Annotated in this window: 14 protein-coding genes; 7 read left to right on the forward strand and 7 right to left on the reverse strand. The window is 39.0% G+C overall.

Annotation, left to right across the window (positions count from 1 at the left end):
- Window positions 1-8: 8 nt before the first annotated feature.
- Window positions 9-272 carry a ubiquinone biosynthesis accessory factor UbiK gene (ubiK, locus tag ATS76_RS00085; protein ID WP_058403888.1) on the reverse strand — a complete coding sequence of 88 codons (264 nt, stop codon included), beginning with the start codon at window positions 270-272 and terminating at the stop codon, window positions 9-11.
- A 161-nt stretch (window positions 273-433) separates the two neighbouring features.
- Between ubiK and rep the strand changes: the two genes are divergently transcribed.
- Window positions 434-2452, forward strand: coding sequence for a DNA helicase Rep (rep, locus tag ATS76_RS00090; RefSeq protein WP_058550557.1), 2019 nt, complete (start codon window positions 434-436; stop codon window positions 2450-2452).
- Window positions 2453-2461: 9 nt separating this feature from the next.
- Here the strand turns inward: rep and ATS76_RS00095 are convergent, their stop codons facing one another.
- From ATS76_RS00095 to elbB, 3 genes are all read right to left on the reverse strand, one after another.
- Entirely contained in the window at window positions 2462-5026 is a 2565-nt protein-coding gene (locus ATS76_RS00095; RefSeq protein WP_058550558.1) for a bifunctional diguanylate cyclase/phosphodiesterase, read from the reverse strand.
- Window positions 5027-5187: 161 nt separating this feature from the next.
- Entirely contained in the window at window positions 5188-5583 is a 396-nt protein-coding gene (locus tag ATS76_RS00100; protein WP_058550559.1) for a c-type cytochrome, read from the reverse strand.
- Window positions 5584-5799: 216 nt separating this feature from the next.
- Window positions 5800-6447, reverse strand: a complete 648-nt coding sequence (gene elbB / locus ATS76_RS00105) for an isoprenoid biosynthesis glyoxalase ElbB (protein WP_058550560.1) — start codon at window positions 6445-6447, stop codon at window positions 5800-5802.
- Window positions 6448-6970: 523 nt separating this feature from the next.
- On the opposite strand from elbB, the gene polA reads away from it, so the two are divergent.
- From polA to ATS76_RS00120, 3 genes are all read left to right on the forward strand, one after another.
- Window positions 6971-9706 carry a DNA polymerase I gene (polA, locus tag ATS76_RS00110; protein ID WP_058550561.1) on the forward strand — a complete coding sequence of 912 codons (2736 nt, stop codon included), beginning with the start codon at window positions 6971-6973 and terminating at the stop codon, window positions 9704-9706.
- A 528-nt stretch (window positions 9707-10234) separates the two neighbouring features.
- On the forward strand, window positions 10235-10819 hold the full coding sequence (locus ATS76_RS00115) for a YceI family protein (RefSeq protein WP_058550562.1): 585 nt from the start codon (window positions 10235-10237) through the stop codon (window positions 10817-10819).
- Window positions 10819-11337: a DUF1285 domain-containing protein gene (locus ATS76_RS00120; RefSeq protein ID WP_058550563.1), complete on the forward strand. Its 519-nt coding sequence runs from the start codon at window positions 10819-10821 to the stop codon at window positions 11335-11337. The genes ATS76_RS00115 and ATS76_RS00120 overlap by 1 nt, the downstream gene beginning before the upstream one ends.
- Here ATS76_RS00120 and yihA read toward each other — a convergent pair.
- On the reverse strand, window positions 11334-12011 hold the full coding sequence (yihA, locus tag ATS76_RS00125; protein WP_058550564.1) for a ribosome biogenesis GTP-binding protein YihA/YsxC: 678 nt from the start codon (window positions 12009-12011) through the stop codon (window positions 11334-11336). The genes ATS76_RS00120 and yihA overlap by 4 nt on opposite strands.
- 280 nt (window positions 12012-12291) lie before the next feature.
- On the opposite strand from yihA, the gene ATS76_RS00130 reads away from it, so the two are divergent.
- The 3 genes from ATS76_RS00130 to ATS76_RS00140 all read left to right on the forward strand — a co-directional run bounded on the left by ATS76_RS00130 (window position 12292) and on the right by ATS76_RS00140 (window position 14787).
- On the forward strand, window positions 12292-12924 hold the full coding sequence (locus tag ATS76_RS00130; RefSeq protein WP_058550565.1) for a c-type cytochrome: 633 nt from the start codon (window positions 12292-12294) through the stop codon (window positions 12922-12924).
- 740 nt (window positions 12925-13664) lie between these two features.
- On the forward strand, window positions 13665-14258 hold the full coding sequence (yihI, locus tag ATS76_RS00135; protein WP_058550566.1) for a Der GTPase-activating protein YihI: 594 nt from the start codon (window positions 13665-13667) through the stop codon (window positions 14256-14258).
- Window positions 14259-14271: 13 nt separating this feature from the next.
- On the forward strand, window positions 14272-14787 hold the full coding sequence (locus ATS76_RS00140; protein WP_058550567.1) for a DUF2489 domain-containing protein: 516 nt from the start codon (window positions 14272-14274) through the stop codon (window positions 14785-14787).
- 236 nt (window positions 14788-15023) lie between these two features.
- Here the strand turns inward: ATS76_RS00140 and hemN are convergent, their stop codons facing one another.
- Both hemN and yjgA read right to left on the reverse strand, forming a co-directional pair.
- A complete protein-coding gene (gene hemN, locus ATS76_RS00145; protein ID WP_058550568.1) occupies window positions 15024-16397 on the reverse strand; it encodes an oxygen-independent coproporphyrinogen III oxidase in 1374 nt (457 codons plus the stop codon).
- A 113-nt stretch (window positions 16398-16510) separates the two neighbouring features.
- Window positions 16511-17044 (reverse strand): ribosome biogenesis factor YjgA, encoded by a 534-nt coding sequence (yjgA, locus tag ATS76_RS00150; protein ID WP_006793069.1) that lies wholly within the window; start codon window positions 17042-17044, stop codon window positions 16511-16513.
- Between the last annotated feature and the right edge of the window lie 33 nt (window positions 17045-17077).

Raw genomic sequence — 17077 nt, forward strand, 5'->3', positions numbered from 1 at the left:
TAAATTAATTATTCAACGTCTGTTTTTTCGCTTAGTTGCTGCTCAAGAACTGCCACTTTAGCTTCTAGCTCAGTTAGTTTTTCGCGTGTACGGATAAGTACTTGGCTTTGGATATCAAATTCTTCTCGGCTAACAAAGTCCATCTCAGCAAGTTTGTTTTGTAAAACTTGCTTTGTTTTACCTTCTAGCGTGTCTGCTAAATTTTTTACACCTTGTGGCATATTACTCGTAATTTGCTTAGCAATTTCTTCTAGTTTTGCTGGGTTGATCATAATTGTCCCTTCGGCATTGCCTAAAATGATAATGACTAATATTACCTTATACCCACTTCATTTAACACATGATCATGTTTGCGTAATTAATTATGGCAATCGCTATGCCTGTAGTAATGGTTACGTTAAAATTGCGCGTCTTTTAAATCATTCTGGTCGTTATGAAACTCAATCCAAAACAAGATGAAGCAGTAAAATATATAAGTGGCCCATGCTTAGTACTTGCTGGAGCTGGCTCTGGAAAAACCCGCGTTATTACAAATAAAATTGCTTACTTGGTACAAAAGTGCGAGTACAAAGCACGTAATATTGCAGCGGTTACCTTTACTAATAAAGCGGCCAAAGAGATGCGTGAGCGCGTATTACAAACGCTTGGTAAGCAAGAGGCAAAAGGGTTATGGGTATCGACGTTTCATACACTGGGTTTAGAAATAATAAAAAAAGAATTGAGCACACTCGGCTTTAAACCTGGTTTTTCGTTATTTGACGATCAAGATACCAATCAGCTGTTATCGGAACTCACCGAAGATGAATTAAAAAAGGACAAAGATTTACTTAAGCTGCTAAAAATGGAGATTGGTAGCTGGAAAAACGAGCTAGTGCTGCCAGAGCAAGCAATACGTGAAGCACGTGACGCGCAAAAGGCGTTATTTGCACAGCTTTATGCCCGTTATCAAACCCAATTGCGTGCTTATAATGCATTAGACTTTGACGATCTGATTATGATCCCCACATTACTACTTACTGGTAACGCAACATCTCGTGAGCGTTGGCAGCAACGCTTTAAGTATTTGCTGGTGGATGAATACCAAGATACCAACACCAGCCAGTATCAGCTTGTAAAGCTACTTGTTGGCGAGCGCGCACGTTTTACTGTAGTAGGTGATGATGACCAATCTATTTACTCTTGGCGTGGTGCGCGTCCACAAAACCTTGTTCTTTTAAGTAAAGATTACCCCGGGCTTAGGCTTATAAAGCTTGAGCAAAATTACCGAAGCGCGCAGCGAATACTTAAATCTGCCAATATACTCATTGCCAATAACCCGCACGATATAGAAAAAAAACTATTTAGTGAGTTAGGGTACGGTGAGCCGATAAAAGTGATTGGTTGTCGCGACGAAGAGCATGAGTCAGAGCGTGTAGTTGCTGAAATTATTTCGCATAAATTTATGAAGCGCACAAGCTACAAAGACTACGCTATTTTGTATCGTGGTAATCACCAAGCACGCGGCTTTGAAAAGTCATTAATGAGCAACCGTATCCCTTATAAAATAAGTGGCGGCATGTCGTTTTTCGCGCGTTCAGAAATTAAAGACATAATGGCGTACTTGCGCTTACTCGTGAACCAAGATGACGATAACGCATTTTTACGTATAGTGAACACGCCGCGACGAGAAATAGGCACGGTAACACTTGAAAAACTGGGTACTTTAGCCAACGAAAAACATCAAAGTTTGTTTGCTACCTGTTTTGATAACGACCTAGGTTACAGATTAAAAGGGCGAGGTTTTAACGCTTTAGCTGGGTTTGCTCGATGGATTGTCGAATTGTCAGACAACGCGGTACGCAGTGATACGTTAGAGGCGGTGAAAGATTTAGTGCGTAATATTAATTACGAAGCTTACCTTTACGAAACATCGCCTAGTGCTAAAGCGGCCGAAATGAGAATGAAAAATGTCTCTGAATTGTATCGTTGGATCACAGACATGCTAACCGGAGACGCTGATAACGAGCCGATGACGCTTGCCGAAGTGGTTAGTAAACTGACACTGCGCGATATGCTTGAGCGTAACGAGGAAGAAGATGAATCCGATGCTGTTCAGTTACTTACATTGCATGCCTCTAAAGGTTTAGAGTATCCGTACGTGTTTATGGTTGGTATGGAAGAAGGGTTGCTACCTCACCAGGTGAGTATTGACGAAGATAACGTAGACGAAGAGCGTCGACTCGCTTACGTTGGTATTACTCGTGCGCAGCAAGAGTTAACACTTACATATGCAAAGATCCGCCGTCAGTTTGGTGAAACCTCTGAGACAGAGTTAAGTCGATTTGTGCAAGAGTTGCCGCAAGATGATTTGGCATTTGAAAACAAAAAGGCGCCTAGTTCGCAGGCAGAGCGAATGGAAAAAGGGCAGGCTAGGGTAGCAAACTTACGTGCTATGTTTAAAAAGCCTGAGTAATACTCAGGCTTAAATAGACTGACTGATGTGTCCTTGATTTAGCTTAGAGCAGGTTAATGTATGTTGTTTGCCAACAAAAAATGACAAACCATGTTTATCTAATAAAGCTCTAAAATTAAGTATAGAAGGCCCTTTCGCTATTACCTTTATTTTTTTGAGCTTAGTGATAGGAAGCACACCTTGCAGTTGCAGATCGTAGCTTTCTTGCTGCAGTATACGTTTACTGAAGGTGGAGCTAAGTAGTAGATAGTCAAAGTTAACATCAGTTAATAAATTCAGTTCACATCTGTCTTTAGCAAAATTATTTAGGCCGACTGAGTACCCTAACAACGATAATTGCTTAAGGTTTTCTAGCTGGGTAGCACATGCATGGCGAATTTCTTGCTCATCAAAAAGTAAACAAAGCTGGCTTGGACCGCGTTGTTTGTTTAATACATCAATAAATAAAGTAAATTCGTGTTTTTCGAGTAATAAAGCAGAGCAGGGTACTAGTGCCATTGCCACATTGGCGTTTATGGCCTGCGCGTAAGCACACTCTAGCAGTTGTAACTCGACTTTGAGGTGCTGCTCTTTGTCGGTGGCAAATTTTTTCAAAACCTCAAAACTGGTAAACCCTAAAATAGGGTGTTCACCAAATGCTTCAAATAGCGATTCAGATTGTTGTTGCTCATTTAAAGTAATAATTTCTGAGCTTCTAAAACTCATCGGCATTACATCAAGATGATGCAATGCTTTTTGCCCTACATCAGCAATCGATTGAGTGAGTAGCGGATGAAATAACTCGTAACGATTTTTCCCTGAATTTTTTGCATGGTACATTGCGGCATCGGCATCACGAATAATTTCATCTGTGTGTTTATAGCTTTGTTTAGAGTAATTTATACCAATGCTCGCACCGCTTTGCAGTAAAGTACCTTTAATATTAAAAGGCTTTTTCATTAAATCGATAATGCGATTAGCCACATCTTCGGCTTGTTGTGGTTCGGTTAAATGCGTTAGTAAAATAACGAATTCATCTCCACCCAAACGGGCTAATAAATCGTGCTCACGAATACATTGTGAAAAAAGCTCACTTACATTAATTAAGAGCTGATCGCCAGCCTGATGGCCGAGTTGGTCGTTAATATCCTTAAACTTATCTAAATCGATAAAAAGTACGGCAAAGTGACGGTCTGGGAAGCGTTGAAAGTGCTGAAGTGTTTTTTCTAATTGAGTTAAAAACAAACTACGGTTTGGCAAACTGGTTAACGAGTCGTGATGGGCGTCGTGATAAAGCTGTTGCTCTATTTTTTTTCGTTCTTCAATTTGCATTTGTAAATGCAAATTAGTTTGTTGTAGTTCTTTTGTTTTTTCGTTTACTCTAAACTCAAGCTCTTGATGGCTTTTTGCAATGGCCTGATTCGCTAGTTTAGTTTGCAAAACAGCTGCTATTTGGTGCGATACAAAGGTAATTAGTTCATTATCGTCATGACTAAAAATATGTTTATTGTTGTATGCTTGGCACACAATTAGACCAATAACACCCTGAGATGTTTTTAAAGGTGCGCCCAGCCAACTAGTGGCTTGTTGTGTTTGAGGGACAGGTGTTGAGTGTTGTACTATGCCACTGTTTAATAGCGCTTGTGCCTTATCAGGATTTATAAGCTGCGTTTCTTCTGTGCTTATAACTAATTCGCTGTAGCCTTTGGCAAACTGACGGGGCTGAGTATTTTCTTTATATTCATCAACACAGTAAGGGAATGTTATCCAACCTGAGTCTTTGTCATAGAGTGCAATGTAAAGGTTTTCTGCGTAGGTAATTGTTTTTATTATGTCGTGTATTTTAACGTAAGCGTCATCAAGGTTTTTAGCTTGGGTAGCAATTTCAGATACTTTAAATAAAATTTGCTGGCGCTGCAGCGCGCGTTTGCGATTGGCAACTTCAAGGTTGAGTGCATCGTTACTTTGGGTCAGTGCTCGGGTACGAATTTTTACTTCTGACTCTAAATATTCACGTTTTTTTACACGCTCTATTGCCGTCGCTAAATACAGCGACATCACTTCAAGAAGTTGTATTTGCTGAGAGTTATAACTCTGATTTACGTCATAGCTTTGTGCGGCTAACACACCAATAATATTTTTTTCTTGGTACACAGGTACACCTACCCAATGTTCAGCGGGTGTACCTAAAGCCTTGAATAAACCATCAGCGGCGGCGTCTTGCATTTGTTGTTTTGTAAAGTAAGTAGTTTTACCTTCATTAAAAACGTAACCTGTGGCGCCTTCATCAAAGCTATTAGAGTGATTTAGTGGTACTGCAATACCATCTTTTTCGTCTGAAAAATAAGAAAGCTCTAACGATTGGCATTGTTGGTTTTGTAAAACGACATAAAAGCTTTTACTAGGCACATACTTTTGCAAAATATCGTGGATAGCGGGATAAAGTAGAGTTAGCTCCGAAACCGTACTCGCGCGCTCAGATAATTGGATAAGCGCGTTTTGCAAATGGTGTGATTGCTTGTACTTTTCGAGTAGGGTTTTGAGGCGTTTATTTTGGTACGCTAATTTACTCAATGCAGGGAGTTTATCTTCCAATGATGTGACCGATATTATTATTGTATAGTTATTAGACTTATACTTTCACTTTTAGTGCTTAGCGTCAAGTTGATATTCTAATAAAAATAATGGTTAACGCGGCATTTTAGACATAAAAAAAGGCTTAACAAGTTAAGCCTTTTTTTATGTCTAACGGATAATTATTCTGCTGTCATGAAATCGATTGCTGCGCTTATTTCATCGTCAGAACAATCCATACATGTGCCTTTAGCAGGCATTGCATTAAAGCCGTTAATTGCATGCTCAAGCAGCGTATCTTTGCCTTTGGCAATACGCGGTGCCCAATCGTCTGCAGATTTAGGTGCACCTAATGCGCCTGTACCATGACATGCAAAGCATGCAGCCTGGTAAACTTGCTCACCAGAGCGGGGCCCTGTTGGTGCGGCAGCTACTGCAGCTTTATCACCTTCAAGGTACACAGCACCAACAGGTGCTAAACGCTTTTTAATTGCATCTTCAGTCATAGAGTTATCATATGGCTGTGCGTATGCTGTAGTTGCTAACACTAATAATGCTAATGCTGTTAATTTTTTCATTTTGCCTTGCTCACTTCGATTTGAACGTGATCAATCACGATATAGATGACGGAAATTACGCCGATTATAACTCTCTGAGGCAATTTATAAAATGCTAAGAGGTATTTTTATTACTAAAAACTGACTACTTTTTGCGTTAGCTCAACAAAAATAAGTGCCTTGGCGTATTTATTTAGCCAATATACCTGGTCATCCAATAAATAACCTTTGTTACAATCAATTTAATGCTAATACGGACTTTACAAGTTTTTCGATCCCCGCATCTGCTTCAACAATCGATTGCGCTAGCATGTAAGCAGGTGTAGTCACAATTTTATTGTGCTGGTCAATCACAACGTCATCAACGTCACAGTTTAAATGTGTTGCGCCAAGCGAAGTGAGTGCGGCAGCTGTGTCATTATCATTGCCAATAGTGAGCTTTGCATTATCGTAAATAAATGGAATTAACGCAGGCGCAATACACATATAGCCAGCTGGTTTATTAGCATTAGCGAATTGTTTACACGCGTTTAATACGTCACTATTAATAGTCGCTTGCGCACCTTTTAAAGCGAAGTCACATAAGTTTTTCGCAGCGCCAAAGCCACCTGGAACTATTAATGCGTCAAACTCATCAATATTGAGGTGGTTAAGCGTTTTTATTTCACCTCGGGCAATACGTGCAGCTTCTACTAATACATTACGCTTTTCACTCATTTCCTCACCCGCTAGGTGATTAATAGTGTGAAGTTGCTCTATGTCTGGTGCAAAACACTGGTATGTTGCACCATTTTTAGCTATGTGTAGAAGAGTCAAAATGGCTTCATTAATTTCGGCACCATCGTATACACCATTTCCAGCTAATAACACGGCTACTTTTTTCATGCTTTTGTGCTCCTTGATTAAATTTATTCAGTCTATAGTTTGAAGTTTAACACGAGCTAAATTGTCTCTTTAAATTAATTTTTGCGTGAAAATTATCCGCTAAGTAAGTTGCAATGCGGCATATGCCATTTCACAATTAACACCAATAAAAAAAAGTATAAAGGATCGCTATGATCTTCGATCCATTATGCTAGAATACTCCTCCGGTTATTTAAATGGACGAGAATAACTAAAGTAGGTGATGGCATCAGCAGCCATAAAAAACCTTTTTCCACATTGGTTTAAAAATAATAAAAAAAGAACTTCGTATTATCTTTTTTAAATTAAAACATATAGTTAATTATTTTTCTAGGCGTTTAAATATGCTTTGGAAGAATTATTTGTGTCTGTTATCTACATACTTATCCACAGCTTGCTCTTATTTAAATAAAATACCTAGCATTAATTGATAGTCGTTTTATTTTAACCCTTGTGGCATGCTTACAATTATCATAATTTTTAGCATTTAGGATCCAATTTCACCATGGCTCAGATCCCCGAAAACCCACTTATTTTAGTTGATGGCTCGTCGTATTTATTCCGTGCTTATCATTCTCCTCCGCATCTAACTAATTCTAAGGGTGAGGCTACGGGCGCTATTTATGGCGTTATTAATATGCTTAAAAGCCTGATCAGACAATATGATCCTACGCATATGGTGGTTGTGTTTGACGCGAAAGGTAAAACATTCCGTAATGACATGTACAGCGAATACAAGGCTAATCGCCCACCTATGCCTGACGATTTACGCACCCAAATAGCACCTATCCACAGTATTATTAAAGCAATGGGGTTCCCGCTTATTAGTATTGAAGGGGTTGAAGCCGACGATGTCATTGGGACCTTTGCGCGAATTGCATCTGAACAAAAACGCCATGTACTGGTTTCGACCGGTGATAAAGACATGGCTCAGCTTGTGAATGAGCATGTGACACTTATTAATACCATGACTGACAGTATTTCAGATCCTGACACTGTGGTTGAAAAGTTTGGTGTTGGTCCTGAACTGATCATTGATTACCTGGCTCTTATGGGCGATAAAGTTGATAACATTCCAGGCGTTGAAGGCTGTGGCCCCAAAACAGCCGTAAAATGGTTGCAAAAATATGGATCTCTGCAAGGTGTAATGGATAACGCAGGCGAAATTAAAGGCAAAATTGGTGAAAAATTAGCAAATGCATTAGATCATTTACCTTTAAGTTATGAGTTGGCGACCATTAAGTGTGACGTTGAGGTTGAATCAGATCTTGATACGTTTAAATTACAAGAGCCAAATAAAGACGAGTTAATTGCATTATATGGTGAATGCGAATTTCGTCGTTGGTTAGCTGAGCTGCTAGATAACCCAAGTGATGCACAAACTCATTTAGCGGTTCCATCTGAGGAGACAGAATTACCAAAAGTTGAAGAGGCTCATTACGAGACAATTTTAACAGAGGCGCAGTTTAATACGCTAATAGAGCAGCTCAATAGCGCTGAGCTTTTTGCATTTGATACAGAAACAACTAGCCTCGATTACATGCAAGCTCAACTAGTAGGCATGAGCTTTAGCGTTAAATCAGGCGAGGCGGCATATTTACCGGTCGCGCACGATTATCCTGATGCGCCAGAACAACTAAGCCTTGAATTTGTGATGCAAAAGCTTGGACCAATTTTAGCTGACCCTAATAAAGCAAAAGTAGGACAGAATCTTAAATACGACAAAAGCGTATTAGCCAATGCTGGCTATGAACTTAATGGTATTAAATTTGACACTATGCTTGAGTCTTATGTTTTTAACAGCGTAGGTACGCGTCATGATATGGATTCGTTGGCACTAAAATACCTAGGCCATAAAAATATTAGCTTTGAAGATATTGCAGGCAAGGGTAAAAAGCAGCTAACGTTTAATCAAATTGAACTCGAAAAAGCAGCGCCTTATGCAGCTGAAGACGCAGACATAACACTTCGCTTACACGAAGTGCTATGGCCTAAAATTGAGGCGGATGAAAAGCTTAAATCGGTATTTGAAGATATTGAAATGCCATTGGTAAGCGTCATTTCAGATATTGAGCGCACAGGGGTTGCGATTGATAGCAATATGCTTGGCGCGCATAGCCAACGCTTAGGTGAGCGCTTAATTGAACTTGAAAAAGAGGCGTTTGAAATTGCAGGTGAACCTTTCAATTTGAGTTCACCAAAACAGTTACAAGTATTATTGTTTGAAAAGCTAGAGCTGCCAATAATTAAAAAAACGCCTAAAGGTGCACCTTCAACAGCTGAAGAAGTACTTCAAGAGCTCGCTCATGATTATCCGTTACCTAAAGTGATAATTGAGCACCGTGGTTTATCAAAACTTAAATCAACATATACCGATAAACTACCCCTTATGGTTAATGAAAAAACGCAACGTGTGCATACGTCATATCATCAGGCTGTAACAGCGACAGGGCGTTTAAGTTCTACCGATCCTAACCTGCAAAATATTCCAATTCGTTCAGAAGAAGGTCGCCGTATTCGAGAAGCCTTTATTGCAGCCGATGGGTATAAGATAGTTGCAGCAGATTACAGCCAAATTGAACTGCGTATAATGGCGCATCTTTCACAAGATAAAGGTTTACTTAATGCTTTTGCGAATGGCCTAGATGTTCATAGTGCGACCGCCTCAGAAGTGTTTGGTGTTGATTTAGATGACGTAACAACAGATATGCGCCGTAAAGCAAAAGCCGTAAACTTTGGTCTTATTTATGGTATGTCGGCTTTTGGTTTAGCCCGTCAGTTAGATGTTCCACGCCATGAAGCTCAACATTATATTGATAAATACTTTGAACGTTTTCCTGGTGTATTAGAGTACATGGAAACAACACGCGAAAAAGCAGCAGAGAATGGTTATGTTGAAACAATATTTGGACGCCGACTACATTTACCTGAAATAAATGCGCGTAACGGAGCCCGTCGCAAAGGCGCAGAGCGCGCAGCTATTAATGCGCCAATGCAAGGCACCGCTGCTGATATAATTAAAAAGGCCATGTTAAGTGTTAATCAGTGGGTGTATGAGCAAGCTCCAAATACTGTTAAGTTACTCATGCAAGTGCATGATGAATTGGTATTTGAAATCAAAACTGATTGTGCAGAGACTTATACTGCAAAAATTTGTGAGCTAATGTCACAAGCTGCTTCACTCGATGTACCGCTAATAGTAGAGGCTGACGAAGGTGAAAATTGGGAGCAAGCCCACTAAATTCTATAAACAATAAAAGCGCCGATAGGCGCTTTTTTTATGTGTATTAAAAATATGAGTAACTTATTCTTCAATTTTTTATAAACAGAATTTAGTTAAAAATAGGTTAAAATAGGTTAAAATAGGTTAAAATAGGTAATTATTTATGCTAAATGGTTACATGTTCGTCAATTCTAACTATTAATGCAGAATATGATTGTATTTTTATGCGTGCTTTTGTTAAAGTCCCGCCCGTCCTACTCTGTAGGACATCCTGTTGATGATGCGTCTGTAAAGATGCAACAAATTGTTAGCAACTCCCCAGTTTGCTATATCGGCCTAATAACCTTTTATTAGGCCGTTTTTTATTATGCGCTTTTCAGTTTTCTTGCTTTATTCTAATGTGTTCATTCTTATGCTCAAATGTCGTAGTTATATCGGGTGTTAATTACGATATTGTAATCCCATATTTTAGTATGGTTTAAGCTATTTCTAAATGATAGTATCCAATGAGATTTCTCTTGATTTATATATTTAAAGGAGTGCGTTATGTTTAAAGCGTTAGCTATTACAGGCCTTTCGTTATCAAGTTTATTTATGTCTAATTTTACCTTTGCCAATTGGCAGTTAGACAACGATAAAAGCCAGATAAGTTTTGTTTCTATAAAAAAAGACACCATTGCTGAAGCTCATCACTTCACTGCGATCGAAGGCAAGCTTAGCGATGAGGGTGAGTTTAATATTCATATAGATTTAGCATCGGCAGAAACGTTTATACCTATCCGTAATCAACGGCTTACAAGCCTGTTATTTGAAGTAAATACTTTCCCAAAAGCCGTGCTAACCGCTAATTTGAAACAGTCGTTATCAACAATTAAAAAACCGGGCAGTTACGTGCTAAAAGGAATTAGTGCTGAGCTTGATTTTCATGGCAACAAAAAATCACTCATAATTGATGTGCTCGTAAATAGCAATAAAAGTGGTGATTTGATGCTGGCTTCATTTACGCCAGTTATTATAAATAGTGGCGACTTTGGTGTGACAGAGGGGGTTAAACAATTACAAGAACTTGCTGGTTTACCTTCTATTGCAACCGCTATCCCCGTTTCATTTGCATTAACACTTAAAAAATAGTGATTTCGCTTAATGAGCTCAGTAAACAGTTAAGTGAGCCGAGTAAGCCCTTTGATAGCTGGCAACCCTCGCATTGTGGTGAGTTGCCAATAGTTATTAACGACCAAGGTGAGTGGTTTTACGGTGGTAGTAAAATAACAAGGGCGCCTATGGTTAAGTTGTTTGCTTCTGTGTTGTGCAAAGAAGATGAATATTTTTATTTAAAAACACCTATCGAAAAAATTAAAATTACAGTAGTAGATGCGCCATTTATTATTGTTGACTGGTTTTTAGAACAGACATCTGAAGGCGAGGCATTATGTTGTATTGATAATTTAGCCAGGCAGTGGGTTGTTAGTCAGCAGCAGCCTCTGCTGGTAAAAAGCTATAAAGGCGCTAAAGTGCCTTATTTAATTTTACCTTTTGGCTGTAGTGCACGCATTTCAAGAAGTGTATTTTATCAGTGGGCTGAAAAAGCCGAGTCTGATGAGCTCGGCTATTTTATTCGATCTTCGGGTGAGGCGTTTTACTTAACTTAGCTTGTGGTACGAGTGTCTGAACTACTTTCGTCAGATGCTTTGTCTGCTGGCGGTACTGCGATCACGGGGCCTAAAAACCACTCGTCTAGTTTTTTCGCAACTTCTGGTAATCCAGTGCCTTTTAAAGACGAAAAAGCATGAACAGTAATATCGCCATCAAGTGCGCTTAGTTCACGTCGTACCTGAAGTACTTGGGCTTTGCGCGCACCTTGTTTTAGTTTGTCTGCTTTAGTTAATAATGCTAATACAGGAATCTCACTGCCTATTGCCCAGTTAATTAAGTCTCGGTCTAAATCTTTTAACGGATGACGAATATCCATTAAAACAACAATCCCTTTTAAGCTTTGGCGCTTTTGAAGATATTCACCTAGTGACTTTTGCCACTTCTTTTTCATTTCAATTGGTACTTTAGCAAAGCCGTAACCGGGTAAATCTATTAACCGCATGTTGTCAACGTCGGCTAACTCAAACGTATTAATTAATTGAGTTCGGCCAGGGGTTTTACTTGTACGTGCTAATTTTTGATCGGTTAATGCATTTAGCGCACTTGATTTACCTGCATTAGAACGACCCGCAAACGCAACTTCAATTCCCGTATCAGCAGGTAATTTAGTGATGTCTGGAGCGCTTGTAACGAAAGACGCGGTATTATATTTGATACGAGATTTGAGCACAGGCTCTCCTAAAACTTTAAAAGTAACGTTAAGTAAACCAAATTTACTTAGGGTGCGTATTTTATACTATAAAGTATGTATTAAAAAGCGTATTTGAGTACCTAAAAGCACTGGCTGTGGTACATTTAAAGCATATTAAAGCTTCACCTTAGTCAAAACCCTGTAAATTATAAGCTTAATATGTGTAGAAAACGTGCCAGAGAATTTATTATCGTGTAGAATATATGTATTGCAACATCATGATTGTAGATGATACAGGGTCGGGAACAGAGAATTCACCATGAAAAAAATAGCACTATCTTTAACAATACTGCTTGGTGCGTTGTCAGCAAGCAACGCAACAGCATTTGATGGCGATGTAAACGCAGGTAAACAAAAATCAGCAACGTGTGCGGCATGTCACGGCCCAGACGGCAATGCGCCGGTTAATATTTACCCTAAAATTGCAGGCCAACACCCAGATTATATCCTCAAGCAATTGCAGGAATTTAAACTAGGTATGACTTCAGGCGGAAAAGAAGGACGTATGGATCCTGTTATGAGCGCAATGGCAATGCCATTAAGCGAACAAGACATGAAAGATCTGTCAGTTTATTTTTCTTCACTAAACATGTCAGAAGGTTCAACACCTAAAGACGTTGTTGAAGTAGGCGCAATGCTTTACAAAGCGGGTGATGCAGAGCGAGGAATTCCTTCATGTGCTTCATGCCATGGTCCTCGTGGTAACGGTTCATCGTTAGCTAAGTTTCCAAAAGTATCTTTTCAGCACCCAGAGTACATCAAGTCTCAGCTTGAAAAGTTTCGTAATGGTACTCGTAATAATGACCTTAACGGTATGATGGGTGACATAGCTAAAAAGCTAACAGACAAAGACATTGAAGTGCTTTCTAAGTACTTAGGTGGTTTACACTAAAGTCGTATTTATCTAAATTTAGATACCAACTACAATGTAATATTGAAAAAAAGCAACCTCGGTTGCTTTTTTTGTGTCAGAAATTGGCGATATTGTCTTTTACTTTGTGAGACATTGACCATGTCAATGTATGGTAAAAGTCTTATTTTAAACGTCTTTTTTTTGTTAAGTTATTGTTATTTAAATAGGCTTTTATTTGAATATAGGTGCAATGTAAGAAAAAAGATATAAACCAGTTGTAACAAAATTATTAACGAGTAAATTAACTCCTGTCGCAAAAAACAATAAAAAAATGGAAACAGCTATAAGGATAGTAGCGCGGCACGACTACATGGCACAATGATAGTGCTACTAAAGGAAATACTACAAAAGAGTCAGGATGACCGAAAATAATAAAATAACTCATGGAAGTTTAATAATAAAAACAAAATGGAATGAAACAAGGAACGTAAAAATAATAACAATACGGACTGATAATAATAAAAATAACAAAGACTAAAAAGTCGAAGGGAGAAGTGTCCATTCAATGGCGCTCAGATTAGTAGGCGGTAGAGATGTTTTCTCTACCGCCTTTTTATTTGTCCTGTTACAATACCCACCGTTTAGCAATTTGCTAGTGCGTAATTTTAAAGAGTAGCCCAACCTCTTAAGCGCAAACTGAATTCTTCTGGCTTTGCCAGCATTGCGATGCCTATTAATTTGCGCCTCGCTCAAAACCTCTTAAGTGAGATGATCAAGATATGAGTAGAAAGAAAAAGTCACGTAAAATCCCATCAAATGGACCTGTTCGCTTAAGCCAAGATAAGCTTAAAGAAATGCGTGCGTTAAAAGAGCAGCGTGTTAAAAAAACCAAAGGTGCTAAGCCTGGTTCCCGTAATGCGCCAGATTTGCTTGAAGAACAAAGCCAAGCATCGCATTCAAGTTCAAGAGATAAACGCATAGGTAGTAAAAAACCGGTGTCTTTAGTGCCTGTTGCTGCTGAACCAAAAGTAGAAATGAAACGTAACTTAAAACCAGCTGTTGAACTTAAGAAAGTCATTCAACCAGAGCTTTCGCCAGAGCAAGAGCTTGAAGAGCTTGAAAATGATGTGCGTTTACTCAAGCTAGTGGAGCGTCATGAAGGCGGTGAGATGCTGACTGGTAAAGATGCGAAGTACTTCAATAGCCGCATTGCTCGTCATCAGGTTCTATGTAAGTTATTAGGTCTTGAAGACGAAGATGAGTTTGATGATGAAGATGATTTTGGCGAAGAGAGCAATTCAGACTTCGACCAGTATTTATCAAATGATCTTGCCAGTGAATGGTTAGACGATGATGAAGACGAAGATAAGTAATTAAGGGTATTTAATGAGTACTGCAGTTATCGTGGCTTTATGTTTAGGCGCTATCATTATAGCTGGTTTGGCATTTTATGCGGGTCAGTTGTTATATAAGTTAAGTGCGCAAAAAAAGTTAATAGCTAAAACACAAGCTGAGCAAAAGCAAAAGCTTGCAGCGTCTCGTTTAAAGCGAAATGCTAAGCTTGCCGACAGTATTCATTTAATCGCACGTGCAATGAATGAAGAGCAGTGTGAGTTTTCAGAGGGATGTTTGCGCGTTTGGGTGCTTATGTCGCAATACGGTTTTGAAGACGAACGAGATTTAACCACACAGTATCCTGGTATTTATAAAATGTACCAAGTGGTAAAAGAAATGCCGACACACGACGCACGTAAAAAATATTCTAAAAAAGAAATTTTTAAGCAAGACACTGCGCGCTGGCGTGCAGAGGAATGCTACAGTGATGAGATTAAGGCCGATTGCGTTAAAATTATTTCTGAGTTCAAAGCTGCCCCAGGTAGTGAAAACGTGGTATTTAATTAAAGTAGCGTAGAAAACATAAAAAAGCATACCTAGGTATGCTTTTTTTGTGCCCAAATATTATACCAATCCGCAATTATCCTTAATCATTTTACGGGGCTAAACGTGTCGTTAAATGCGGTGAAGAATTCTTATTTAGAACAATTAAATAGCGAGTTTTTTGCCTAGCTATCAACACGTTTTTCCAGCCTCAAAATAGATCGCTTAATTAAGCGAATTAGTATCATTTGATGAGTGGATTAAATCACCCGGGAAAAACGCGTTGCGTTGATTTGATTTTGTAAGTGAGCATCAAAGCACATGCAAATGATACGAATAAATAAGTTCCCCCGTGGTGTGACACGTATGTGGTTGTTTTCAATAATCACCATTTTATCGTCTATAAGTGGTTTAAGTGAAGTCAATGCGCCTGCAAAGTAGCTATCAAACTCAATATGATACTTCTTAGCAAACTCATCTATATTTAGTTCAAACTGACAAATAAGCTGCTTAATAGCATCAGCTCGAATAACATCATCATGGATTAAATGCATGCCTTTACTAAGTGCGCAGCCGCTTTGCGTTTCAATACTATGGTAGTAATGCTTCAGCTCTTTTTTATTTTGCAAAATAGCCGTGCCAATTTGTGAAATAGACGATGCACCTAACCCTAATAAATCACAATTACCATGTGTGGTATAACCTTGAAAATTTCGATGCAATTTGCCTTCATTTTGTGCGACAGCCAGCTCGTTGTCTGCTTTCGCGAAGTGATCCATACCAATAAATTGATAACCTGCTTGTGTCATCTGCTCTAAGGTATTTTTAAACATGGTTAACTTGTCGTGAGCGTTTGGTAAGTCGTGCTCTTTTATTTTGCGTTGTGCGGCAAATCGTTCTGGTAAGTGAGCGTAGTTAAATACCGAAACACGATCGGGGCTAAGCTCAATGAGTTGCTCTATTGTTTGTTTAAAGCTTTCGGGTGTTTGCAGTGGTAGGCCGTAAATCATATCGGCGTTAATTGATTTAAAGCCCAATTCACGTGCCTGAGTAATTAACTGCTTAACGGTATCGGCATGTTGAGGGCGATTAACTGCAAGTTGCACGTCGTCATTAAAGTCTTGTATCCCAAACGACACTCGGTTAAAGCCAAGCATTCTTAAATCAACCAACATATTTTCAGCAAGCGATCGTGGGTCAACTTCAATACCGCGCTCTGTTGTGCTGGTAAAATTAAAGTGCTGTTCCAGCAGGGCAATTAAGCGTTTCATTTGTTGAGGGGTTAAAAAGGTAGGAGTGCCTCCACCTAAATGCAGTTGCTCAACACTGTAGTGCTTAAACAAAGGTGCGTGTGCTGCAATTTCTTTTGCTAAAAAGTCTATATATGTATCGGCTTTAGATTGGTGGCGAGTGATTATTTTATTACAACCACAGTAGTAGCAAAGCTGACTGCAAAATGGAATATGAACATATAGAGAAAGCGAACGAGATTGAGATGATTCTACAGCGCTAATTAAATCGTGTTTATCGTATCCCTCATTAAAAGATAATGCGGTAGGGTAGGATGTATACCGCGGACCAGACACATTGTATTTATTAATGAGAGTTTGGTCCCATTGAGGAAGTTTTATCATCACGCGCACCTGAGTTTTAAGTAGAGCCGTGATTATAAAAAAGTAACTAAGGAGATATGTTGATCTATAACAAAAAAGGTGCCGAAGCACCTTTTTTTACAACGTATTACGCGTTAATACGTGACGGTATGCGCATCTTTTAAATACTGAAAAAGCTCTTTATAGCCTTTACCTGGCTTTTCGGCTTTGACTTCTTTTGCTGCATTGCGCACTAATTGACGCATTTTTTGACGATCTAGCGATGGGAACTGCTCAATAGTTTCGTTTATCAGGCTGTCGCCTTGTTCTATTAGGTCTGAGCGCAGTTGCTCTATTTTTTTAACCAATACTTCAGCTTGGTTATTTTTATTAAGCATTACATCGATAATAGCTTTAATATCTTCAATGTTTTCTACTGTGCGAAGCGTTTTTGCAATGTAATTTAAGTGACGACGGTATGCATCACTTTTGTTACTAATTTTATCAGCAACAACCATCGCTTCTTTTAAATCGTCATTTAATGGTAGGCGCTCACGCTGCTTTTTACCCATTTTGGCAATTTCAGAACCTAACTGATGAAATTCTTGTGCTTCGCGCTTAAGCTCTGTTCTTGATACGTATTCAATTTCTTCTTCAATTTCAGCAGGCTTGCCTTTTTTCTTCGCCATGGGGTGCTCTTAAATAAAAATAACTGGTGACAT

This window comes from Pseudoalteromonas sp. 10-33, from assembly GCF_001469195.1.
In the GTDB taxonomy this organism is placed as follows: Bacteria; Pseudomonadota; Gammaproteobacteria; order Enterobacterales; family Alteromonadaceae; genus Pseudoalteromonas.